Source organism: Xanthobacter sp. SG618, from assembly GCF_012932745.1.
Classification (GTDB): Bacteria; Pseudomonadota; Alphaproteobacteria; order Rhizobiales; family Xanthobacteraceae; genus Xanthobacter; species Xanthobacter flavus.
Map to the genome: position 1 here is coordinate 1 of NZ_JABBHL010000008.1, position 23345 is coordinate 23345.

19 protein-coding genes are annotated in these 23345 nt (G+C 63.4%); 4 read left to right on the forward strand and 15 right to left on the reverse strand.

Annotated features, from left to right (window positions below):
* Positions 1-238: 238 nt before the first annotated feature.
* Positions 239-847, reverse strand: coding sequence for a heme ABC exporter ATP-binding protein CcmA (gene ccmA, locus FHT36_RS19430; protein WP_169124142.1), 609 nt, complete (start codon positions 845-847; stop codon positions 239-241).
* Between the two features lie 176 nt (positions 848-1023).
* Here ccmA and acnA point away from each other — a divergent pair, with 176 nt between their 5' ends.
* From acnA to FHT36_RS19445, 3 genes are all read left to right on the forward strand, one after another.
* Positions 1024-3720: an aconitate hydratase AcnA gene (gene acnA, locus FHT36_RS19435; RefSeq protein WP_169124143.1), complete on the forward strand. Its 2697-nt coding sequence runs from the start codon at positions 1024-1026 to the stop codon at positions 3718-3720.
* Between the two features lie 186 nt (positions 3721-3906).
* Complete coding sequence (locus tag FHT36_RS19440) at positions 3907-4638, forward strand: thioredoxin family protein (protein WP_210257878.1); 732 nt, start codon at positions 3907-3909, stop codon at positions 4636-4638.
* A 481-nt stretch (positions 4639-5119) separates the two neighbouring features.
* Positions 5120-5491 carry a DUF2794 domain-containing protein gene (locus tag FHT36_RS19445; protein ID WP_169124145.1) on the forward strand — a complete coding sequence of 124 codons (372 nt, stop codon included), beginning with the start codon at positions 5120-5122 and terminating at the stop codon, positions 5489-5491.
* A 65-nt stretch (positions 5492-5556) separates the two neighbouring features.
* Here FHT36_RS19445 and irrA read toward each other — a convergent pair whose 3' ends face one another.
* The gene (gene irrA, locus FHT36_RS19450) at positions 5557-6042 is read right to left on the reverse strand and encodes an iron response transcriptional regulator IrrA (RefSeq protein WP_169124365.1); all 486 of its coding nucleotides are present in this window, start codon (positions 6040-6042) and stop codon (positions 5557-5559) included.
* Between the two features lie 336 nt (positions 6043-6378).
* Between irrA and FHT36_RS19455 the strand changes: the two genes are divergently transcribed.
* Positions 6379-6867, forward strand: coding sequence for a disulfide bond formation protein B (locus FHT36_RS19455; protein WP_281408812.1), 489 nt, complete (start codon positions 6379-6381; stop codon positions 6865-6867).
* Positions 6868-7088: 221 nt separating this feature from the next.
* On the opposite strand, the gene galE is transcribed toward FHT36_RS19455, so the two are convergent.
* The 13 genes from galE to FHT36_RS19520 form a co-directional block, all read right to left on the reverse strand.
* Positions 7089-8084 (reverse strand): UDP-glucose 4-epimerase GalE, encoded by a 996-nt coding sequence (gene galE / locus FHT36_RS19460; RefSeq protein ID WP_169124146.1) that lies wholly within the window; start codon positions 8082-8084, stop codon positions 7089-7091.
* Positions 8085-8132: 48 nt separating this feature from the next.
* Positions 8133-9056, reverse strand: coding sequence for a glycosyltransferase family 2 protein (locus FHT36_RS19465; RefSeq protein WP_169124147.1), 924 nt, complete (start codon positions 9054-9056; stop codon positions 8133-8135).
* On the reverse strand, positions 9049-10017 hold the full coding sequence (locus FHT36_RS19470; protein WP_169124148.1) for an aldo/keto reductase: 969 nt from the start codon (positions 10015-10017) through the stop codon (positions 9049-9051). Before FHT36_RS19470 ends, FHT36_RS19465 begins: the two co-directional genes overlap by 8 nt.
* A complete protein-coding gene (locus FHT36_RS19475) occupies positions 10014-11708 on the reverse strand; it encodes a GMC oxidoreductase (protein ID WP_169124149.1) in 1695 nt (564 codons plus the stop codon). The genes FHT36_RS19470 and FHT36_RS19475 overlap by 4 nt, the downstream gene beginning before the upstream one ends.
* A gap of 12 nt (positions 11709-11720) precedes the next feature.
* Positions 11721-12152, reverse strand: coding sequence for a putative colanic acid biosynthesis acetyltransferase (locus FHT36_RS19480; protein ID WP_246702332.1), 432 nt, complete (start codon positions 12150-12152; stop codon positions 11721-11723).
* A 190-nt stretch (positions 12153-12342) separates the two neighbouring features.
* Positions 12343-13332: an ADP-glyceromanno-heptose 6-epimerase gene (gene rfaD / locus FHT36_RS19485; RefSeq protein WP_169124151.1), complete on the reverse strand. Its 990-nt coding sequence runs from the start codon at positions 13330-13332 to the stop codon at positions 12343-12345.
* Between the two features lie 12 nt (positions 13333-13344).
* Positions 13345-14538: a glycosyltransferase gene (locus FHT36_RS19490; protein WP_169124152.1), complete on the reverse strand. Its 1194-nt coding sequence runs from the start codon at positions 14536-14538 to the stop codon at positions 13345-13347.
* 163 nt (positions 14539-14701) lie between these two features.
* Positions 14702-15982 (reverse strand): lipopolysaccharide biosynthesis protein, encoded by a 1281-nt coding sequence (locus tag FHT36_RS19495; RefSeq protein WP_169124153.1) that lies wholly within the window; start codon positions 15980-15982, stop codon positions 14702-14704.
* 72 nt (positions 15983-16054) lie between these two features.
* Positions 16055-17047 carry a glycosyltransferase family 9 protein gene (locus FHT36_RS19500; RefSeq protein WP_169124154.1) on the reverse strand — a complete coding sequence of 331 codons (993 nt, stop codon included), beginning with the start codon at positions 17045-17047 and terminating at the stop codon, positions 16055-16057.
* Between the two features lie 105 nt (positions 17048-17152).
* Positions 17153-18637, reverse strand: a complete 1485-nt coding sequence (gene rfaE1 / locus FHT36_RS19505; protein WP_169124155.1) for a D-glycero-beta-D-manno-heptose-7-phosphate kinase — start codon at positions 18635-18637, stop codon at positions 17153-17155.
* A 103-nt stretch (positions 18638-18740) separates the two neighbouring features.
* On the reverse strand, positions 18741-20507 hold the full coding sequence (locus FHT36_RS19510) for a hypothetical protein (protein WP_169124156.1): 1767 nt from the start codon (positions 20505-20507) through the stop codon (positions 18741-18743).
* A gap of 64 nt (positions 20508-20571) precedes the next feature.
* The gene (locus FHT36_RS19515) at positions 20572-22044 is read right to left on the reverse strand and encodes a hypothetical protein (protein ID WP_169124157.1); all 1473 of its coding nucleotides are present in this window, start codon (positions 22042-22044) and stop codon (positions 20572-20574) included.
* A gap of 80 nt (positions 22045-22124) precedes the next feature.
* Positions 22125-23342, reverse strand: a complete 1218-nt coding sequence (locus FHT36_RS19520) for a WcaI family glycosyltransferase (RefSeq protein WP_169124158.1) — start codon at positions 23340-23342, stop codon at positions 22125-22127.
* Positions 23343-23345: the final 3 nt, after the last annotated feature.

A 23345-nucleotide genomic window follows, 5' to 3' on the forward strand; every position in this document is an offset into this window, starting at 1 on the left:
GGTTTTGGCCTCACCGGGGGCGCCCCCCGCCCCCCCCCCGCCCCGGCCCCCCCCCCCCCCCCCGGGGGGGTGGGGGGGGGGGGGCGGGCCACGTCTCCGCGAATGCCAGGGCCGGCGGACTTGGAAAGTCCCCTCACCCCCGGCCCCTCTCCCACAAGGGGAGAGGGGAGGCATGGGGCACGGGCGACGAGAGCGAGCAAGCGAACGCGCGGCGCGAGACCGAGAAACGAAACAGCCATCACACCACCCCTCCCAGCCGGAGTTCGTCCGTCTCGCCAAGGTCGAGCGGCGCGTGGGTGGCGGCGATGAGGAGGCCGCCTTCGGCGAGATGGGCGCGGCCGAAGGCGGCGAAGCGGGCCTGCGCCTTCACATCCAGCGCCGTGGTCGGCTCGTCCAGCACCCACACCGGCCGCCTAGCGACGAGCAGGCGGGCAATGGCGAGGCGGCGCTTCTGGCCGGCGGAGAGCACCTGCGCGCGCAGCCGGCCGAGGCCGCCAAGGCCCACCTCCTCCAGCGCCTCTTCCACCTCAAGTCCGCCGCCGCCGAGCACGGTGCGCCAGAAGGCGAGATTGGCGGCGACCGTGAGCGCGCCCTTCACCGCATCCTCATGCCCGAGATAATGCAGGTGCTCGCCCACGGACTCACCGCCGCCATCCAGGCGCACGGTACCGGAGGTGGGGGCGAGCAGTCCGGCGAGGATGCGCAGCAGCGAGGATTTGCCGGCGCCGTTCGGCCCGACCACCACCAGCGCCCGCCCGGCGGCCGCCGACACGGCGAGGCCTTCGAACAGGAGCTTGAAACCTCTTCGGCAGGAAAGGTTATCCCCTACCAGCGCCTTGACCGTCATGCGTTGCTCACCCCTGCCTTTTGGTGCATTGCACATTCAACGCTGTTATCGCATGACCGCGCTTTGAAATGGCTCTATAAAGCCCGCAGCCGCGCCGTCCAAGGTGGTGGAGAAAAGACCTCCACCGTCAAAGGAGGTGCTGTTTCGGTCGATCATCGAACCGGAGTTTTCCAGCCGTGACCTCCCTCGACAGCTTCAAGTGCCGCACAACCCTGACGGTAGACGACAAAGAGTACGTCTATTACGATCTCGCGCTGGCGGAGAAGAATGGCCTTCCGGGCATTTCCGCCCTCCCCTTCTCCATGAAGGTGCTGCTCGAGAACCTGCTGCGCTTCGAGGATGGTCGCTCCGTCACGAAGGAAGACGTGATCTCGGTGGCCGACTGGGTGAACAACCGCGGCAAGGCCGAGAAGGAAATCGCCTATCGCCCCGCGCGCGTGCTGATGCAGGACTTCACCGGCGTTCCGGCGGTGGTGGACCTTGCCGCCATGCGTGACGCCATGGTGGCCCTCGGCGGCGACCCCGAGCGCATCAACCCGCTGGTTCCCGTGGATCTGGTGATCGATCACTCAGTGATCGTGAACTTCTTCGGTGACAACAAGGCGTTCGGCAAGAACGTCGAGGAAGAATACAAGCAGAACCAGGAGCGCTACCGCTTCCTGAAGTGGGGCCAGAACGCGTTCGACAATTTCCGCGTCGTTCCGCCCGGCACCGGCATCTGCCATCAGGTGAATCTCGAATACCTCGCCCAGACCGTCTGGACCCGCAAGGAAGAGATCGGCGGCAAGAAGGTCGAGGTGGCCTATCCCGATACGCTGGTGGGCACCGACTCGCACACCACCATGGTCAACGGCCTGGGCGTGCTCGGCTGGGGCGTGGGCGGCATCGAGGCCGAGGCGGCCATGCTCGGCCAGCCCATCTCCATGCTCATCCCCGAAGTGATCGGCTTCAAGCTCGACGGCAAGCTGCGTGAGGGCATCACCGCCACCGACCTCGTGCTCACCGTCACCCAGATGCTCCGCAAGAAGGGCGTCGTGGGCAAGTTCGTGGAATTCTACGGCCCGGGCCTGGATCACCTCTCCCTCGCCGACCGCGCCACCATCGCCAACATGGCCCCGGAATACGGCGCCACCTGCGGCTTCTTCCCTGTGGACAAGGAAACCATCGACTATCTCGACGAGACCGGCCGCAAGGACAGCCGCGTCGCGCTGGTGGAGAAGTACTCCAAGGCGCAGGGCATGTGGCGCAAGAAGGACACGCCCGACCCGGTGTTCACCGACACCCTGGAGCTGGACCTCGACACCGTTCTGCCGTCCCTCGCCGGCCCCAAGCGCCCGCAGGACCGCGTGCTGCTCTCCGACACCAAGACCGGCTTCGTGTCCGCCCTGGAAGGCGAGTTCAAGAAGCCCGGTGAGGCCGCCAAGCGCGTTCCCGTCACCGGCACCGACTACACGCTCGGCCACGGCGACGTGGTGATCGCCGCCATCACCTCCTGCACCAACACCTCCAACCCCTCCGTGCTGATCGCCGCCGGCCTGCTGGCCAAGGCCGCCGTGAAGCGCGGCCTGAAGTCCAAGCCGTGGGTGAAGACCTCGCTCGCGCCGGGCTCGCAGGTGGTGGAAGGCTATCTGAAGGCCGCCGGCCTGCAGGAATATCTCGACGACGTGGGCTTCAACCTGGTCGGCTTCGGCTGCACCACCTGCATCGGCAATTCCGGCCCGCTGCCGGAGCCGATCTCCGAGGCGATCAACAAGAACGACCTCGTCGCCGGCGCCGTGATCTCCGGCAACCGCAACTTCGAAGGCCGCGTGAACCCGGACGTGAAGGCGAACTACCTCGCCTCCCCGCCTTTGGTGGTCGCCTATGCGCTCGCCGGCTCGCTGCAGATCGACCTGACCACCGAGCCGCTCGGCACGGACAAGGACGGCAAGCCCGTGTACCTCAAGGACATCTGGCCTTCCAACAAGGAAGTGGCCCAGTACATCCGCGAGAACGTCACAAAGAAGATGTTCAAGGAAAAGTATTCCGACGTCTTCAAGGGCGACGAGCACTGGCAGAAGATCGCCGTACCCACCGGCCAGACCTATGCCTGGCAGGACGCCTCGACCTACGTGCAGAACCCGCCCTATTTCGTCGGGATGCAGAAGCAGCCGGAGCCGGTCAAGGACATCATCGATGCCCGGATCATGGGCCTGTTCCTCGACTCCATCACCACCGACCACATCTCGCCGGCCGGCTCCATCAAGCAGGCGTCGCCGGCGGGCCAGTACCTGATCGATCATCAGGTGCGCCCGGTGGACTTCAACCAGTACGGCACCCGCCGCGGCAACCATGAAGTGATGATGCGTGGCACCTTCGCCAACATCCGCATCAAGAACCAGATGGTGCCGGGCGTGGAAGGCGGCGTGACCATCCACTATCCGGATGGCGCCCAGCTGCCCATCTACGACGCGGCCATGCAGTACAAGGCCGAGGGCGTTCCGCTGGTGGTGTTCGCCGGTAAGGAATACGGCACCGGCTCCTCCCGCGACTGGGCGGCGAAGGGCACCAAGCTGCTCGGCGTGCGCGCCGTGGTGGCTCAGTCCTTCGAGCGTATCCACCGCTCGAACCTCGTCGGCATGGGCATCGTGCCGCTGGTGTTTAAGGACGGCGAGAGCTGGCAGAGCCTCGGCATCAAGGGCGACGAGATCGTCACCCTCAAGGGCATCGAGGGTGACCTCAAGCCCCGCCAGACGCTCACCGCCGAGATCAAGTTCGCCGACGGCACCGTGAAGAACGTCGAGCTCATCTGCCGTATCGATACGCTGGACGAGCTGGACTACTTCCGCAACGGCGGCATCCTGCCCTACGTGCTGCGCTCGCTCGCGGCCTGATCTCCCCGGGGCCCCCTCGGGGTCCTGACAGAGACGTGACTGACGCCGGCCCGACGCCTGTCGGGCCGGCGTTTTCATGTGTCGAGCGTGTAAATGATACCGTTCCGACACCCTATTGTGACTGGAGTGCGGTGCGTCGGTCGGTTATTGCGGGGACACATTCCGCCAACAACTGCATTGCGCCCCATGATGTTGAACCGCTCCGCCCTCGCGCTCGTCCTCGCCCTCGCCGCCTCGCCGGCGATGGCGCAGACCCAGCCGAAGGTGGTGGTGGAGCTGTTCACCAGCCAGGGCTGCGCCTCCTGCCCGCCCGCCGACGCGCTGCTGAACGATCTCGCCAAGGATCCGCAGGTGCTCGCGCTCACCCTCTCGGTGGACTACTGGGACTATGTGGGCTGGAAGGACACCCTCGCCCTCCACGGCCACTCCCTGCGCCAGAAGGCCTACGCCGAGCAGCGGCCGGACAAGAAGATCTATACCCCCCAGATGGTCATAGACGGCCAGATCGCCGCCAAGGGCAGCGACCGCGCCGCCGTGCAGCGCGCCGTCATGACCGCCCGCGCCTCCGGCGGCCTCTCCCTTCCCGTCGAGGTGAAGCGGGACGGAGACGCCCTCGAGATCACCCTGCCCCAACCCCTCTCCATCGAGGACGGTGCCGAGCTGTGGGCCTGCCCGGTGTCGCGCACCCAGTCGGTCTCCATAGGCCGCGGCGAGAATGGCGGACGCAATGTCACCTACTCCAACGTGGTGCGCGGCTGGACCCGCGTTGCCCGCTGGCAGGGGGATGCCCGAACCTTCCGGGTGCCGCTGAAGGACCTCCACCGGGAAGGCATGGATGCGGTGGCGGTGATGGTGCAGACCGGCACCCCGGCCGCCCCCGGACAGATCGTCGGCGCGACCCTCTTCCCGCTCGACTGAACCGGCATTCCACCGAACCTGCGCCGAACCCACCTGAACCACCCGTTTTGATCGCCTGAATCGTCCCGGCATCCCGGGCCGATTCGGCTCGCGCTGTGCGTGGTCGCGGGGCCAAAAAAAAGGCCATCCGCATGGGATGGCCTACATCGGGGGTCTGAAGTCGGTGCGTAGCAGTGGCCGGTTCGCGCACACCCCGGGGGGCTGGGGGGCTGGGATAGACCGGAGCGCCTCGCGAACCGGCCCTGCTACGCGAAGAAAGATCGCGCCGGCCCGCGGCACGCGATTGGCCGAATTCCGGCGACACTGTGATTCCATTGACGTTGGCGTGATGGGTATCGAGATGCCATCCCGCGATCGGGAGCAGCCGGCTACGGATTGCCCTTGAAAGGGGGCGCCGGCAGAGGGATCATGAGAAAATGCAAGCGTCCGAAACCCGGCAGCCCCGCCGGAACGTGACGCCAGACAAGGACAAGGAGGCCCGATGGGAGACATCGAACCCATAGTCCTGCAGCGGCGCGGCATCTCGCCGGTCCAGCCCTCCGCGCCCGCCCCCGCCCCCCTTCGCATCACCTTCGACCGTCGCGAGTTGGACCGGATCCTCGACCTCTACGGACGCATGGTCGCCCAGGGTGAATGGCGCGACTACGCCATTGATTTCCAACGCGACAAGGCCGTCTTCTGCATCTATCGCCGCGCCATGGACGTCCCCCTCTACCGCATCGAGAAGGACCCACGCCTCGCCCGGAAGCAGGGCATCTACAGCGTGGTCTCGCAGACCGGCCTCATCCTGAAGCGTGGCCACGAACTGCCCCGCGTGCTGGCCGTGCTCGAAAAGCCGCTGCGCACCATCTGAGCCGGCGTCCAGACGCAAAAAAGGCCGGGACATGCCCGGCCTGAAACTCTGATGCGAAATCCGAATCAGCCGCGATTCGTGCCCTTGCGCCGCAGGCGGACGACCACGTCCACGCGGGCGACCTCATAGCCTTCCGGCGGCTCAGGCAGCAGGTTCACAGCCACGTCCGCAGCCGGAATGTCCACCAGATCGTTCTGGCCTTCGACGAAGAAATGGTGGTGGTCGGAGGCGTTGGTGTCGAAATAGGTCTTGGAGCCGTCCACTGCCACCTCGCGCAGCAGGCTCACTTCCGTGAACTGGTGCAGCGTGTTGTAGACGGTGGCGAGCGAGACCGGGAAGCGCGCCTTGATGGCCTCCTCGTGCAGGATTTCAGCCGTCACATGCCGGTCGCCCTTGGCGAACAGCAACCAGCCGAGGGCCAGACGCTGGCGGGTGGGCCGCAGGCCAACTTCCTTCAGCATCTCGCGAACGTCGTGGAACGGGCAGCCAGTGCGACGCGTCGTGTTCACATCCCGCAGCTGGGCGACGGGAAGGATCGGTTCGACCTGCATGTCACCGCCCTGGGAGAAGGAGGTGCTGAAGGTGGTACGGGCGCGGGGCATCTCGGTCATTTCGGCTGCAATCTTCGTAGCTAAAACCAAAATATGCGCCGCCGAGGGAAACGCAATGCGAATGCCTCCGAAGACGACTAGCAAATTTATACCCCATGCTGCACAGCAGCGCCATACGGGTGGGCCTGAGTAAGAACATTTCCAAGGTAGGGGCGCACCATCGACCGTTGCGTCACATCAAGTCACATGAGCGTCAATCAACGCCCAGCGCATGGACAATGACGCCTCAGCCAAGCTATCGCGGGGCTTGGCCGTCGACCGCGAACGGAGCTTGCCTTGTATCCGACCACGAAGGAAACCGCGTCCCTGCTGCTGGTGGCGGGCTCTGTCATGGCCCTCAGCGCGGCCTGGTATTTCCAGCTGGTCGTGGGGCTGGCGCCCTGCCCCCTCTGCCTCGACCAGCGCATCGCCTATTATGCCGCCATCCCCTTGGGACTGATCGCCTTCTTCCTCGCCCGAAGCGACCGGTCCGGACCGGCGCGAGTCCTGCTGGCCCTGCTGGGCGTCGCCATGCTCGCGAACGCTGGGCTTGCGATCTACCACGCGGGAATCGAATGGCAGTTCTGGACCGGCCCCACAGCTTGCACCGGCGCACCCGTGGCAACGAGCAATGTCCTCTCCGCCCTCAAGGGCGCCCGCGTCCCGCGCTGCGACGAAGCGGCGTGGCGAATGTTCGGCCTGTCCATGGCGGGGTGGAACGCGTTGATCGCGCTCGGGCTGGCGGCGGTCGGGTTTGCTGGCGCGACGACCGGTCGCAAGGCCTGATCGGGGCTGGGGACGAGACCAGTCCCAAGGGCACGGTGGGTGATGCTTCTGGTCTTTGGATGAGCGGGCGGCCACGCCCGCCTGTCCGTATCTCTGGGCGTGAACGTCAGCCGCGACATCCGCCTCGCGAAACCCCTTGAGTAGACCGGTCAAACGCACAAGAGCGGTTCGGCGCAGGGTGCTGGACGCATGTCAGAACGCACGCTTCCGTGGTGACGGCCCTATTTTACCCGCGCGTTCCTCGACGCCAGACGCTCCTCCCAGCCTAGGGCATGACGCACGATCGTCTCGAGGTCATCAAGCTGCGGTGTCCAGCCGAGTTCGGTGCGGATACGGTCGGCAGCCCCCACGAGGCAAGCGGGATCGCCGGCGCGCCGTCCCGAGAGTTTCACGGGAAAATCTACGCCCGACACACGCTTCACCACGTCCACAACCTCTTTCACCGAGAAGCCGCGCCCATAGCCGCAGTTGAGCGTGAGGTTTGCGCCGCCCGCCCGCAGGTGATCCAGCGCGGCTACGTGGGCGCTCGCGAGGTCAGACACGTGGACATAGTCGCGAATGCAGGAGCCGTCCCGCGTGGGATAGTCGGTCCCGAAAATCTCTACGCCCGGCCGAACCCCTGAGGCCGCCTCGCTCGCAACCTTGACGAGATGGGTCGCGACGCGACGCGTTTCTCCCGCACGCCCCGCAGGATCGGCCCCGGCGACGTTAAAGTAGCGCAGCACCACGTAGGCGAGGCCATGGGCGCGTGCGACGTCAGCGAGCATCCACTCGCTCATGAGCTTTGAACGGCCATAGGGATTGATCGGCGCGGTCGGCTGGTCCTCTGGAATGATCTCGACCTGTGCCTCGCCATAGACAGCGGCGGTGGACGAGAAAATGAGGCGGGTCACGCCGTGGGCAAGCGCCGTCTCCAGCAAGGCCCGCGTCTTGACCGTGTTCCCGAGGTAGTAGCGCAGCGGGTCCCCAACCGACTCCTGCACCAGGATGCGCGCTGCGAAGTGGACGATCTCCGTGATGCCGTGTTCGACGATCAACTGGCTGACCAAAGCCTGATCCGACACATCCCCCACCACAAGATCCGCCGCCGGGGGGACGGCCCAGTCGAACCCAGAAGACAGGTCGTCGAGTACAACGACTTTTTCACCACGGTCACAAAGGGCGAGGGCAGTATGGCTTCCGATGTATCCGGCTCCACCGGTGACGAGAACGGCCACGCTATATCCTTTCAAACGCAGTAATGGTCATCGCCGCAAATCCAGGTCTCAGACTGCGCTACGCAGGCGATGCCCCGTGAGCTTCTCGAGCTTTTCGAGACGCTCCTCGTTGCTGACACAGGTGACGAGTTCACGCTCATATTCGACGACCTTCGCCCCCACCAGGAAGCGATACCAACCACCCTGCAAGAAATGATAGATCATCCCCGGCTGCCCATCCAGAAACCCGAGCTTAAATACATAACGATAAACGAAAAAACCTGTCGGTCCGGCCCAAAGCGGAAGCTTGTTATATACCTTTTCCTTGACCCAGCGCTTGACTGAAGCCTGGAAAGAAACAGCCTCGCTTGGAAGTTCCTCATCCATCGGGAACAGGCTATACTTGCGGTTCAAAATATCGATGGCTTCGCGCGTCGCGTATTTGTTGTGCTTATCGGTGAAGAACGTCAGGTCGTTGATGTTATGGTCGGAGAATCCGCCATCGAACGTCACGGTCCGGCCGCCCCATGTAATCATGTGCTCGTCCATCCACCGGCTCTCGATCCGCCCATGGCCATGGCGCCAGACGCGCAACAGGATCAGAGGGTAGCGGTCGCCGTGACGGATCCAGCGGTCCATGAAGATGTGTTTGCGCTTGAGGTTGATGCCCACCACGTCAGCGCCGAGCGTCGGCAGCTTGGCTTCGAACTCCGCAACAAGGTCCGGCTCGATAACCTCGTCGGCGTCGAGGCGCATCACCCAGGTGCCGGTGATCGGTGCGTTCTGGAGGCCCCACTCGAACTGCTTGGCATAATTGACGAACTTGTTCTTTAGAACCACCGCACCGGCAGCCTCCGCAAGCTCGACCGTCCGGTCGGTGGAGAAACTGTCGATGACGAAGACTTCCTTCGCGATACTGCGGATGGCGGCCAATCCGCGGGCGATATGCTTCTCTTCGTTGTGCGTGAGGATGACCACCGACAGATCAAGCACCGCTACCCCCCTCGGACAGAATTTCCTGAAACTCTTCTACAAACCCTGGCTTCAGCCCCAATTCGGCAACGGCTACATTCGCGTCCAAGTGACGTTCTCCGAACATGGACAAGAGAACCAAACCAGAAGGATTGTTCGCGAAAGCAAACCGCAACAGGCTTTCCGGCTCCCACCGATCCCCCGCGACACCCCAGCGGCGGGCGACGGCGGAAAGGCGCTCTTGCTTCGCGCCATCTATGCTCTTCAGCCGCTGAAGTGCCCCAGATCCAAGAACGCCATGTGTCACCATCAGAGGTGCCCGGCCCCAAGGTAGCCCGCGGACTGCGCCCGCAGCATCGTCAAAGGGGGAATCTGGGAATTGGACCACATCGGGACTATGTCCCGCAGAGGCCGCGGCCGCCAGCACCTCGGGGGGGCCTGCAATCGAGACAGCTCGAATTTTCCCTTTGGCGACGAGCGACTGCAGAGCCCCATACATTTCGCCATTCGCAACACTCGCCAATGAAGGTTCATGGAAGGCGAAGACGTCCAAGTAATCGGTTCCGAGCTGGCGCAGACTTTCGTCCAGCCACGCCTCGATCTCCCCTGGCGCAATTCCCGTGTTCTCGCCCGTCCCGCGCGAGCGCCGCGCCACCTGCCGCAGCCCTGGCACCAGGCTCACGGCGCGTCGAGCCAGCGGCCGCAGCACCTGCGCTGCGAAGGACACATTCGGGCGGGAAATGCCGAACTTAGAGCAGATGACCACATCTTTTCGCCGCGCCCCCAGGCTCTTGCCCAACAGCTGCTCGGCATGGCCGTCCCCATATGGCGGCGCCGCGTCAAACCATGTCACGCCGCGATCAAGGGCGCGGCCGACGGCCCTCTCTCCGTCTGCCTGCGAGACGCGAGATCCCAGCGAGGCGCAGCCGAAGGCGAGGCAGGACACCTCGCGCTGAAGGGCGGGGACGAAAATCTGTCTCAAGCACGTGCCCCTTCATGAAGGAGAGATGAGCTGGGCTCGGCGGTGACATCCGTCCCCGCGCGCTTGAGCCCCGCCAGATGGTCGGCAAGCCGCAGCCCGAGGGCCACCGCAATAAAGGTGGGATTGGCCTGTCCCGACGACGGCAGCACCGAGCTGCCCGCCACGAACAGGTTGTCGACGCCATAGATCCGGCACTGGGCATCGACCACCCCCTCGGAGGGCGTCGCGGCCATGCGGGTGGTGCCAGCCTGATGAAAGCCGTCGGCCGCCTGGTCGAGCACCGCCGCCAGACGTGCCTCTCGATCGGCCTGGCGGTAGATCAGCTGCCCCACCCCGCCACGCTGCAAGGCTGCATCGAGGAGCTCGTGGGAGCGCACGACGGATTCCGCATCCCCGTGCGCAAATCTCAGGTCCACGTCCAGATAGGGCATGCCCAGAGCATCGCAGCGATCGGAAAGGACCACCCGCGAAGCAGAATGCGGCGCGTGCTCCCCGTGATAGTGCAGCGAATAACGACCCGCCCTATTGCGGACGATGAAGCCCGGTTGACGAGGTTTGGTGAGGAAACGGGCTCGCAGGATTTTCAGGATGCCCGACAAGGTTCCGAATGGTGAACGCAGCACGTTCCGGACGTGGCGCCCCCAGTGGCGCGGCTGGCCGCCGACGTGCGCAACCCGGACCCCCTCCGAAGCAAGCCGGCGTCCAACCGGGGCGAAGGCCAATGCACACCAAACCAGCGAAAGCACACCATTGCCGTGCTCGTGCTGGTGGAATGGCGGATTATCGATCCAGAAGGCGGTGTTCAGCACCCCCTCCCGCATCTGTGTCTCGCCCGACAGGTTCAGGCGCCGCCGAACATAGGCGCCCTCATCTTGGAAGAAATCATGGTCTGCGACCGAGGTTGGATCGGCCAGCACGATCTCGGCAATCTTGCCGGAGATGTGCCCCATGTAGGTCCGGCCCAGAGGCCCACCAATGCCCCCGAAGGCGCGCGGATGCGATCTCTGAGACACAAGGAGAAGTCGCGCCGTTTCCAGACCGCCACAGGCCAGCACTGTGAGCGGAGGCGTGATCCGCAGGGAGCCCAAGGCGCCGCCAACCGTGAGAGACTCGACCCGCCGCTCATTGGCATCGAGATGCACGGCGGTGACGGCGGCCCCGAGAACCACGGTGATGCGGCGAGACGTTTCGAGGCGCCTGCGATGCAGGACACCCATGTTGATCTGAGGCGTCCATCGCTCCAGGCGCTGGAACTCCACGTCTCCTAGCGAGCCGACCGCGGAAGGCGCCGTGAAGCGCGCCGGCCCGATCCCGAAATAGGCGGCGGCCCGCGCGTAATAGGTCTCGATCTCGGCGTGGCGAATGGGCCAGACCGCGTCCGGCACGGGCGGCCGATGGGCAAAGTCGATGTCATCGAATGGGACGCATCGCCCGCCCCACCAGCGCGATGTGCCCCCCAGCGCGCGGCACATGGCGATGTCCGTCGGCGCGTGACGCTGCTCATCGACCTTGTGGCCGGCACCGAGGCCCGCCGCGAAAGCGTCGGGCTGCTCCTGGCCCGCCTCCAGGAGCAGAACGCTCAGGCCAGCCTCCTCACACGCCAGCGCCACGGCAATGCCCACGGGGCCGCTGCCGACGACGCAGACGTCGTGCGGCGGAAGGCCCGACAATTGGCCGAGAGAGACGAACATTTCCGCCGCGCCCTAGTTGGGACAATCGGGGAAGCGAACGTTCCGGGGCTTGATCGCCTTGGCCGGATTGCCCACGTAGACCGTCCAGGGTTCGAGATTCTTGAAGGCGCAAGACCTCGCCCCCAGCACCGCACCGCGTCCCACCGTCACGCCCGGTCCCACGAAAGCCTGCGCTGCCACCCAAGCCCGGGCCTCGATCCTGATCGGCGCCGAGCGCAGCTGGAAATTGACGTCCTCGATGTCATGCGTGCCGGCGCAGATGTAGGCGCCCTGCGAGACCAGGGCATAGGGCTCGAGCACGATGCGGCCCATGGAATAGACCGTCACATCAGGCCCGATGAAGGCGTAGTCACCCACCTCGAGATTGGCCGGAGACCAGATTCGCGCGCTCGGATAGATCCCGGCCGTGTGGGCGATCGTCGCGCCGAACCCGCGCAGGATCATGCGCCTCCACCCGTGCCACTTCGGCAGGGTCCACCGCGCCAGCAGCAGCCACGTGATGCGAAATGCCGTGCGGTGAAGAAGGTTCGCCAGGGTGAAGCTGGACCCGCCACGCCAAGTATCCACCCGGCTCGCATCAAGAATATCTCTATCGCTCATAGCTTGGCCTCACCCCTCATCCCTGACGCCCGTCTCACCGGAATTGATCGGCGGAGGAGAGATAGTCCTTGACGTAGCGGGTCAGCCCCTCTTCCAGGCCCGTGGTCGGCCGGTTATAGCCGGCCGCCGCGAGCTTATCGAGCGCCGCGCAGGTGTAATACTGGTACTTGCCCTTGAGGCTCTGCGGAAGATCGATGAACTCGACACGTTCCTCGACGCCCATGGCCGAAAATACGATCTTGGCCTTGTCTAGGAACGAGCGGGCGGATCCCGACCCGACATTGTAGAGGCCGGACTTCACGCCTTGGGTCTTCAGCGCCCATAGCGCGACATCGACGCAGTCGTCGACCCACACAAAATCCCGCAATTGCTCACCGTCAGCATAGTCGGGATTGTCGGAGCGGAACAGGCGGACGAAGCCCTTGTCGCGGATCTGCTCGAACAGCTGGACCGCCACCGAGCGCTGGCCGCCCTTGTGGTACTCATTCGGTCCATAGACGTTGAAGAACTTGAGCCCCGCCCACAGGGGCGGCGTCGGCTCCCCGCGCTTCACCCGGTCAACGACAAAGCGATCGAAGACGTTCTTGCTCCAGCCGTAGGGATTGAGCGGCCTCAGGTCGGACAGATAGGCCTCGTCGTCGCGGTCCAGAAAGCCCTGATCGCCATCGCCGTAGGTGGCCGCCGATGAGGCATAGACCAGCGGGATCTGGTTGGCGGTCGCGAACGTCCACAGGTCGATGGACAGACGCACGTTGTTGTGGACGATCAGGTCCACGTCCGTCTCGGTGGTCGTGGAGATGGCACCCATGTGGACGATGCCGGCGATCTTGGAGGCGTTGGCCTTCAGGAACGCATCGCACGCCTCCGGGCGCACCAGATCCAGCAGCCGGCGCTTGGCGATATTGCGCCATTTGACGTCATTCGTGCCGAGGGTATCGACGATAACGATTTCCTCGCCTGCGGCATCGAGCGCCGCCGCGATGTTCGAGCCGATGAAGCCCGTCCCGCCGGTAATCACATACATGGGTATCGCATCCTAAGTTCGGCCGGCCATGGCGTCACGGCATGCGTCGTTGAGATCCTCGGCGGCGCGGCTGACCTCGAACGAGGACAGGAATATCGCGCGCGCCCGTTCACCGATCACCTGGCGTTCGTCGAGGCTGAGAGCGGCAAAGCGGCGCAGCAGGCGGACAACGCCCGGCCGGTCGTCCTCATCCGCGAAGCCGCCGCCTGCGGTCACCTCACGCCAGATATTGACCTTGTTGGTGATGAAGACCGGCTTGGCGCAGGCCATCGCTTCGGCCACCACAATCCCGAAATTCTCCTGATGTGAAGGTAGAACGAAGGCCTCACAGCCGTGGAACCCGCCCCACTTGGCATCGCCCCGCAGCATGCCCGGCCAGTGGATGCGGTCGGCAATGCCACGCCGCTCAGCCAGGGCCTTCAGTTCGGCAAAATAATCGTCCGAGACCGGGCCGGCCATGACCAGATCGACACCGTCCCCGTCGCGCGCGATTTCAGCAAAGGCATCAATGAGCAGATCGCAGCCCTTCTTGGGATGGATGCGGCTGAGATAGAGCAGATAGGGGCGCCGGAGGTTGGGCACCAGCGCGCGAAACGCCTCTGTCTGCCCGGGGCGCAGCGGGCCGGGATCGGAGGTACCGTAGGCCACCACCCGCTCCTTCGCCCGATAGGGCGTGAAGGACTGACGGGCGAGAATGCGCTCCTCCTCGCTGGTGAAGAGCACGGCCCGCGCATTGTTCACGAGCGGGCCTTCGTTGAACCACCAGAGCGCCTGCTTCATCGCGCCCTTGAGGGGGAAGTTCCGTTTGAACCAGGGGTCCAGCATGCCGTGGCTCATCACGAGATAGGGCACGTCCGCGCCCACAAGCGCGGCGCGCGCTCCCATAGTCGAGAAGTTCCAGAGCCCATGGACAGTTACCACATCATAGTCGCGCGTATGGGCCTTCAGCCAAGGGATGAAGGCCGGGCAATAGCCGTAGCGATGCCAAGGACGCCTCACACCACCAGAGGCCTTGTCCATCGGCTCGCCGCACGCGAAGACTTTCAGCGGAAAATCCTTCACCCACGGCGCATCCGGCGGATCGAGACTCACCACGTGCTCCTCAACGCCCGCGGATGCGTGGAACGGCGCCTGCTGACGGATGCCCTCGATGGGGCCGCCGTGCCTTGGATCCACGCTGGCAATGACCCTTAGTCGCAACCGCATTGGAACCCCGAAGATTGAAACATGAAGTGAATTCCCCTGCGCTTTGGTGCCCCAAAGAGAATATCAGGCATCGCAAAGTAGATCTGCGACAATATACGTTCAAATAACCCCATCATGGAACTTACAGCAACGGAGCATGCGGCTGTCTTCGCCATAAGCCGGCTCACCGCCCGAGCACCAGGACAAGCACAGACATGCCGCCGTGGAGCAGCAGGAGTGCCGCCGCGATGCCGGTGGCCCCTTCCGACAGCGCCCAGCTATAAGCGAGCACTGCGCACACGGCAGTCAGCCCCACGAAAAGATAGGACAAGCGCACATGCCGGTTGATGGCGGCGATTGGTGTGAACAGGCATCCCCACCACATCTCCGCCGCCACCGCAGCGTTGAGCAGGGCAAAGAACGGGTAGACCACCGCCACGTGGCCATGCGTCCACAATTCCATGACGTAGGGACCGAGCGCCCACAGGCCGAGGCAGTAGGCGACGATGCCCGCAATACCGATCAGCACATGGATGCGCTTCAGCCTGGCGAAGGCGCTGGTGTTTCCCTGCCCATGCAACCGCGAATATTCGGGCGCAAAGGAGTAATTGATGAGGTTGGCGGCGGACGTCCCCATGCGCGCCAGGGTCCGGGAGGTGGAGAACAGTACGGTCTCCTGCGCGGTCGCGACCGCGCCCAGCAGCACGATCGGTCCCTGGATCGCCAGAGCCTGCGCGAGCCCGAGCAGCATGTAGCTGAAAGAGGGATTGGCCATGCGGCGGATCTCGGCGAGCCGAGCGCCCTTGAGCCCGAGTGGAATGTCCGGCGCCACGCTTCTCAGCCAGATCCACAGGCCGAGCGTGCAGGCGACACGCATCACCAGCACGGCCAGCGCCGCCAGCTCGACCCGCGTGGTGAGCAGGGCAACGGCTACCGTGGCGATGCCCTCCAGCAGGCGCGACGTCGCACCCCAGGTCACTTCGGCCGCCGGCCGGCCGGCGGCGCGCACCCCGGCGCACAGCAGGAGGAGGAACTGGTTCACCACCACGCTGCCCACTAGGAAAAGAATAGTGAGCTTGGCAGCGGTCTCGGTGAGCGGACCAAGAGCGAAAGCCTGCGTCAGCGTGACGGCCTCGATGCCGAGGCCGCAGGCGGCAAGGATAACCGCCGCAGCCACCAGCAGCAGGGCGAAGACGCTGTGATAGACCCGCAAGACACCGGCGTGATCGGATGACGCAGCATGCATCACCATGCTGTTCTTTGCCACCAGGGTGAAGCCGAAGTCGCTCAGCGTGAGATAGCTCGGCACCGCATAGAGCACGAGCCACCCGCCGTAGCGATCCGCCCCCCAGGCGGAGAGCAGGAACGGCACCTGCAGCAATTGCACTGCGATGATGACGATCTGGTTGTAGATCTGCGCGGTGAAGGTGAAGCCCACCCTGCGGAAGGCGAGAAGGCGGCTCATGTCAGCATGCACCTTCTCTGCCGGTCGGCGGTTGCAGGATAATGGTCCCGATCACAGCGCGCGATCCTTCCGTCAACCGAGCAGCTCGGCAACTGCGGACACGACCTGCTCCACGGCGATGGCCCGGACGCCGCGCATGTCATGCAATGTCCGGTTATCACCCACGTAGGGATGCCACTTTCGCGGCCGATTGAAGTCTCCGAACAGACCGACGCACGGCACACGCACCGCCGAGGCGAGATGCAGCGGACCGGAATCGTGCCCGATGAACACTCGCGAGCCCTTGATGGCCGCCGCCGATTCACGCGGCGAGAGCGTGCCGCATTGGTTGGAGACCGGACCAGGCCAGGCATCACGCAATGCCTGTACCCGCTCGGCATCCTCGCGCGCGCCGACCACGAGCAGGCCATGGTCCGGCCGGCTTCTGCCGATCGCCGTCAGAAGCCGGCGCCAGTTATCGATGCCCCAATCCTTCTGCGCCGCCTTGCCGCCCATGTTGATAGCGACGACCGGCGCCCCACCGAGCCCGGCCACGGCCTGACTGCCGGCGGCGATCTCCGCAGCATCAAGCGAGAGATCCCAATTGGCCTGATCGTGCAGGTCGATGGGGCCGAGGCAGCTGAGCGCACGGGCCAGGCGCTCGCATTCCGGCTCCTCCTCCCCCGAGCCCTGCGCGACGCGACAGGTGTCGAGATCGCGAGTCCACGGGACGCCGTGCAGATTTCTGAAGCCGCACAGCCGGAAATAGGCAACGTCCCGATACACCCCGGCAAGGCCGCGGGAGGGCATCAGGTAGATCATGGTGTCTGTTTCAAGCTCCAACAGCCGGCGCCGCAGATCCCACAGCGCGGCGGGACTGCGCGTGCCGACGGGATAGGAAATGGCCCGGTGAACCAGCGAGGTTCCGAGCACCGTGAGCAAAGGCGCAGCCTTCGAGGAAATGGGAATGTTGGTAAGCACGATACGCTCGTGCTCCGGATAAAGCTCGGCGATCCGTCGGAAAAACGGCACGGCGATGATGGTGTCGCCGAGGCTGCCCAGGCGATAGATGAGTAGGCGCTTCATCAGAATAGAATCCCAGGGCGGGGCGGAGCGCGTCCGAAAGCAGAGGCCATTCAGCTGGAGCGCGCTTGGGAGAGCAGGGTAGAAAGGGGCGGCGCGAGAGCCTTCTCAGACGGCGGGTGCGGTCGCTTCGGACTCAGCCCCCTCCCTCATGCGGCGTATCGTGTTTGTCGTACTGCGCCCAGGCACCAGCTCGAACCGTAGCACCCGTCCGCCGCGCGCCAGCACGCTGTCGGCACCCACGATTTCGGAGACCTGGTAGTCGGCCCCCTTCACCAGCACGTCGGGCTTCAGCTCTTCAATCAATTCTTTGGGCGTGTCCTCCTCGAACACCACCACCAGATCCACAGACCCAAGGGCAGCGATCACCTGCGCGCGGTCGGTCTCGCTGTTCACCGGCCGCGTCGGCCCCTTGAGGCGTTTAACGGAGGAATCGGCGTTAACCGCCACGACGAGGCGATCGCAGTTCGCTCGCGAAAACTCGAGGATGCCCACATGGCCGACATGCAGCACATCGAAACAGCCATTCGTGAAGCCCACGGCAAGTCCGTGCCGTTGCCAGGCCGCCACCTGCGAGGCCGCGTCCTTGCGGGAGACCACCTTGGCCAAAGAGGGTGGCCCTTCGGGCGGGCTTTGCCTGTCGAGCTCTGCGACGAGCTCAGCGCGCGAGACTGTAGCGGTGCCACGCTTGGCCACCACCACACCCGCCGCCGCATTGGCGATGAAGGCCGCCTCCTCCAGCGGACCGCCAGCGCCGATAACAAGGGAAAGGGCAGCGATCACCGTATCGCCAGCACCGACCACGTCGGCCACTTCGCGCGCTGCCGTCGGGATATGCACTGGTTCACCCGTCCTCTGGACAAGAGTCATCCCCTTCTCCGAACGCGTGACAAGCACGGCGCCGATGTTGGTATCGGCCAGCACCTTACGGCCGGCGGCGACAGCGGATGCGTCGTCATCACCCTGAATGCCGGTGGCCATCCAGACTTCATGCAGATTGGGCGTGACGAGCGTGGCGCCATCGTAGCGCGAGAGGTTTGAAGTCTTCGGATCAACGATGATGGGCGCCCCACGGCGGGTGGCGACTTCCACGGCCCGCTGAATCACCCGGGGCGTCAGCACCCCCTTGGCGTAGTCCGACAGTACCAGCACGTCGTGCTCCGGCAGCGCGGCCACGACCTGCGCGATGATCGCGTCCTCGATCTCCTCCGCCACAGGAGAGCTGTCCTCACTATCCGAGCGCAGCATGTGCTGGCCCTGGGCGACGAAGCGCACTTTTTCCGTCGTGGGGCGGGACGGCGAGGCCAGGAACATGGACACGACCCCGGGAGTCTCATCGACGATCCGGCGCAACTCGGCACCGCCCGCATCCGCGCCCGTGACGCCGATGAGCGTGCACTGCCCCCCGAGCGAGGCAATGTTGCGTGCCACGTTGGCGGAGCCGCCCGCGATGGTGGTCGAACCGGTCACGGAGAGGACCGGGACGGGGCTCTCCGGCGAGATGCGACGGGCCGATCCCGTCACAAAGCGGTCGAGCATCACATCGCCGAGGCACAGGACACGCACGCGCGGGAAAGAATCAATAATGGACATCTCGCCCCCTCGAAGTGACCAGACCACTCGGCTGGCAACAACCTGTTCCAAATGTGGGCCCTGCGCCCTTGCGACGTACCATCTGCGGCACCATGGAATCCCTTCAACGCCACGCTGGTCCGGCCGGCGTCGACAGCCGCAGGTCGCCCCACCTGAGGGTTTTCACGCTCGCGCCCATCCCGGTGGAAACCAAGTCTCGCTCCGAGGCCTGGGCGGCCTCGATGTCCGCCACCGCGATGTTTTCGTCTACCGGACCCAGGGTCACGCTCGCAGTCAGGAGGGTTGAACCCAACCGCTCGGGAGAGATGTGGCCGTTGAGCGAAATAGCCAATTCCGCCGCGGCCAGCCCTGCCTCGGTCCGCACGGTCCAGCGACCCGACATGTCCACGCCGTCGAACATGCAGGGGCCGCCGCGCACCACGGCCTTCCAGTTCTGGCACGCGAGGACGAAGACACCGGCATCGAGCTGCTCGGCATGGGCACCCGCGCCTTCAACGGACACGCGAAAAACGAGGGACTTTCCCGGATAGCCGGATCGCGAGCGGTCGGCGGATACGTGCCTGTCACCACTGTTGATGACGGGATAGCAGGCGATGAGAACGCTGCGTTCCTTCTGCTGCGCCCTTATGCCGAAAGACGCGAAATCATATCCGTCCTTCATCACACGCGCGCGGAACACGGCCGGCTTGGGCAAGGCCTTCCAATAGCCGATCAGGGGACGAGCCTGGACCCAGCAATTTCCGATTGACGCGCTCCCCAAGCAAACGTCCTGTTCGAGCCACGTGGTACTCCATAACTCCTCGCCGGATTCGGGAAAGCTCCGCACACGCTCCCGAACGTTCCGAGGCAGCGGGTTCCGATCCGTGAAATAGACCTGCAAATCCTCCGGACAGGGAAGCATGTTCCAGCTCGGCGGCTGCAAGGGAAGATTGCGATCGACGACCTCCCGACCCAACCGAACAGCCACCTGCGACCATAAAAGCGGCGTCAGCAGGTCTGCATAATACCGGCTATGCGGACCAGCCCATTGCCCAGTCGCGGGATGGAAATGGAACGCGACGACCTCCCAAGCCGATCGCCAAAGAGAGCGCAGCGACTGGAAGGGCGCCTGATCGCCAAGATAATGAATCGAACTTTCGAACTCACTCAATGCGGTGAGTGTGTAGGTCGGGCTATTATATTCAACAAATCCACCCTGATCACGCGTGTATCGATAGAACCGATCAAGCAGATTTGCACCGTATGCGGACAAATCGGGCCGGCCCAAAAGACGGCCGCTCATGGCGGTCACGCGAATGGCCATCGACACCACATTGGTCGCATCGAGACCGACATTGCGGCGCATGATGCAACCGCAAGCGTGATTCAAGGCAGATCGTGCGCGCTCGGTCGCTTCGGCATCCAGCAGATCGGAATGGTTCCAGAGCATCTCGCAGTATCTGGCACCTATGAAGTTCGCCCAGTTGAGATCGGGTGGGCGCATTGCAGAAAGCGGCTCTTCCGCAAACCATGGCCACGTCCCATAGGTCGGGCTTGCCTGATCTACATCTTGTAGCTGCGCCATACGCTCGATGATCCGGGCGATGCGATGCCTTGCCTCCGGCTGGCCGTAATCTGCCAACGCAACGGCGTAGTCCATGCTGTCGCGCGTCGGGTGAACCTGCATTGCCTCCGTTGTCAACGTAGCGTAGCCAGGTCCTCCACCGTGCCGAATAAGGAGCCCGGCAACTTCGTCCCACCGCATCGGTGCCAACCGCTTGTCAACACTGTAGCCAGGCTCTGCTGCTGCAGGATCGATGGTCAGGCCAAAGAGACCTCCCAGCAGAGAGCCCGATAGCAGCTCCAGAATTTGTCTGCGTTGCAGCTTCATGAATCAAGCTCCACCCAGAACCGTTGCAGGCTCAAGCGAGGAAAAAGCGCGACTGGCTTTCGTGTCATTGGGATTGCGCCCCCGCTTGCGGAGGCTTGGCAATTCCCATGGCATCGAGCGCGACCTTCACAACGACAGCAAACGCCACGATAAATAGTAGGTTACGAAAAATATAAATAAATACGCCTGATAGATCAGCCTCTACGATAATAAGAAAAGACGTCCCTATAAAGAGCCCGAAAGGATTTCCGAACAATGGACCAGACAGGCCATTGAGAATTACAAAAAGAATCAAAACAGCGATGCCGGGCAAAAAAAGCACGCCCAAGCCACCACCGACCGCGAAAGAGCTCGCAACCAAACCAAGTACCGGCCGAGCAACCATCCCACGCGCCCGGAAATTGTAAAACCAGGCAATCTCATCAACGGAAGCGGCAGCACTCTTGGTCACCAAGAAAGATGGCAAGACGCTGGACCACACATTTAAAGCATCAAGCCCCATTTCCCCTGCGGTTTCCGACCCACTCACCACAAGGTTAGTAGGGTGGATCAAGCACAGACGGTCAATATTGAGCGTAAATGGAAAAAAATAGTTTAGCCTCGGATCACTCGAAGCACCATAACCCGCCAGGACAGCCTCCGACTGCGCCTGCAATTCGAAAGGGTCGAATGATGCCCGCTCCATTACCTCATACGCCAGATCCAAACGCTCCAAGATGGGCAATTCTTTCGCCTGACCGCGGGTAATGTGAATTGCAGGAGAAACATAAAACATCAAAATGAAAGCCAACGCACCACCAAGCACAACCTCCCGGACGATATTGATCCTGGATTTGTTCATCAAGAACACAACGAACGCAGCCGATATACTCGCAATAAAAGACTGCTTTACATTTCCCGCCAATGACACAAGCATGATAATTAAAAGCATTCCGCCCAAACGAGCAATGCCGCGCCGACTACCGTATCGGTCAGAAAACGCTAGCGACGCTTCGCAGACCACCGCAAATATCGTTATGAAATAAAACGTGCCAAAAAATCCAATTCCTTCACCGCTATCAATGGCCACTTGCGTCGCCACAGGCCGAAGAAAAACATGCAACGTATCAAATGCAATCCCAATTGGAAAGAAAATCGAAACGCATTTACCAAGTATGGCGCCGTCTGATAGATAAGCTGACATTTCCCTTGAAAATTTGAACCTGAAACCAATATTACGCGAAACGATATATGCAACGGTTATAGACATAAATCCGACCAGAATAACAACGGATACCAAATCTGGGACATCTAGATTTTCGTCGACCGGCTGCAAAAGAGCGGTTTTAATTACCAAAGCAAACGTTCCATAATACAAAACAAACAAGAAATATAAAATGTCACCCGCACGATGATCTCGAATTGACAAGGAAAAGCAGCCGCAAATAGATATAAGGTAAAGTGACAAAATCACAAAAATATTGGCGCCCATAAAGATCTGGACGCACGCGAGAGCGGTAACAAGACAAAAGTAAATGACAGGTGCGGTCGACTTCATTTTACCACCCTTAATTCAGCGCCCTGTCACGATCGCCACTCGACACAAATTCGCTCCTATTGCGCCGTGCGAAAGTCGCATTAGCTTCGCTGTACAAAAAGCACTTGTACCATTTTATCCATCGCTCCCTTCTCGGACAAGGTCGCAGCAAGAGCGAGGCATTGCTCGCGGGTTTCCGCCACAGCGCCCGCGGCGTGCGCACTCAGAGCATCGGCCATCGCGCGCGGATCTCCCGGCGTAACAAGGGTCGCGGCGCCGACGAGGAAGTCGGCAAGTTCGGTTCCCGGCTCGGCCGTAACCAGGATCGGCCGGCCGCTCGCCAGCATGCCGCCGAGCTTGGACGGCAGCACCAGATCTGCTGCGCTCGCCTGCTGCGGCAGAAGGTGCAGGTCGCACAGGCTCAGGAACTCGGGCAGACGGGCATAGGGCTGGAACGGCAGGAAATGCACGTTGGGAAGGCCCGCCGCCTGCCGCTGGAGGTCTGCTAGCGAGGGCCCCTCGCCCGCGATGGCGAAGACGATGTCGGAGCGGTCCGCCAGCTGTCTCGCGGCCTCGACCACCACGTCAAGCCCCTGCTTGGGGCCGATGTTGCCGGAATAGAGCGCCACGAAGGCATCACGCGGCAGGCCAAGCTCCTCGCGATAGGCATAGGCCGTCGGAAGGGGACGAACGTGGCCGAGATCGACCCAGTTGCGCACCAAGGCGATGCGCTCCTCGGGAATACCCTTCTGAGCGATCCGCTCCGCCATGCGCTGAGAGATGGTGACGATGGTGTCGAACCGCGACAGGCAAAAACGCTCGAACGCCGCAGCGAGCCGCTTCAGCCCCCCTGCACCGCCCAAGTGCCCCACCGCGAAGGCCGCATCCACTTCCAGATCCTGCACATGCAGCACGGTGCGCGCGCCGGTCAGCCATGCCGAGAGCAGCACGAACGGGGCCGCAAAGAGCGTCGGCTCGATGGAAAGCACGGTGTCCGGCCGCCGGCGCAGCGCCCGCCACAGCGTCACAGGGGCTGAAGAGGCGGCGAACGACATGGGCGCGATCAGGCGCCAAATGCCGCCCATGGCGGACCTGACCAACACGGGACAGCGGTAGAGCCGCGCACCGTCTCGCTCTTCTGTGGAATAGCGGTTGCGATAAGGGGCCTTCACCGTCCAGCCGGGGTAATGGGGCGGCGCGGTCACCACCTCAACCTCATGGCCGCGGCCAGCCATGAGCGCCACCAGCTCTCCGGTGTATTTGCCGCAGCCTGTGAGTTCCGGTGCGTGGTTCATGGCAGAGACGAGGAGCTTGCCCATTTA

Excerpts from the sequence above, each read along its gene's own strand:
- ccmA (WP_169124142.1), bottom strand. The coding sequence starts at position 847 with ATGACGGTCAAGGCGCTGGTAGGGGATAACCTTTCCTGCCGAAGAGGT.
- FHT36_RS19440 (WP_210257878.1), top strand. The coding sequence starts at position 3,907 with ATGATGTTGAACCGCTCCGCCCTCGCGCTCGTCCTCGCCCTCGCCGCC.
- FHT36_RS19445 (WP_169124145.1), top strand. The coding sequence starts at position 5,120 with ATGGGAGACATCGAACCCATAGTCCTGCAGCGGCGCGGCATCTCGCCG.
- irrA (WP_169124365.1), bottom strand. The coding sequence starts at position 6,042 with ATGCAGGTCGAACCGATCCTTCCCGTCGCCCAGCTGCGGGATGTGAAC.
- FHT36_RS19475 (WP_169124149.1), bottom strand. The coding sequence starts at position 11,708 with ATGTTCGTCTCTCTCGGCCAATTGTCGGGCCTTCCGCCGCACGACGTC.
- FHT36_RS19480 (WP_246702332.1), bottom strand. The coding sequence starts at position 12,152 with ATGATCCTGCGCGGGTTCGGCGCGACGATCGCCCACACGGCCGGGATC.
- rfaD (WP_169124151.1), bottom strand. The coding sequence starts at position 13,332 with ATGTATGTGATTACCGGCGGGACGGGCTTCATCGGCTCGAACATCGCG.
- FHT36_RS19490 (WP_169124152.1), bottom strand. The coding sequence starts at position 14,538 with ATGCGGTTGCGACTAAGGGTCATTGCCAGCGTGGATCCAAGGCACGGC.
- FHT36_RS19495 (WP_169124153.1), bottom strand. The coding sequence starts at position 15,982 with ATGAGCCGCCTTCTCGCCTTCCGCAGGGTGGGCTTCACCTTCACCGCG.
- FHT36_RS19500 (WP_169124154.1), bottom strand. The coding sequence starts at position 17,047 with ATGAAGCGCCTACTCATCTATCGCCTGGGCAGCCTCGGCGACACCATC.
- rfaE1 (WP_169124155.1), bottom strand. The coding sequence starts at position 18,637 with ATGTCCATTATTGATTCTTTCCCGCGCGTGCGTGTCCTGTGCCTCGGC.
- FHT36_RS19510 (WP_169124156.1), bottom strand. The coding sequence starts at position 20,507 with ATGAAGCTGCAACGCAGACAAATTCTGGAGCTGCTATCGGGCTCTCTG.
- FHT36_RS19515 (WP_169124157.1), bottom strand. The coding sequence starts at position 22,044 with ATGAAGTCGACCGCACCTGTCATTTACTTTTGTCTTGTTACCGCTCTC.
- FHT36_RS19520 (WP_169124158.1), bottom strand. The coding sequence starts at position 23,342 with ATGGGCAAGCTCCTCGTCTCTGCCATGAACCACGCACCGGAACTCACA.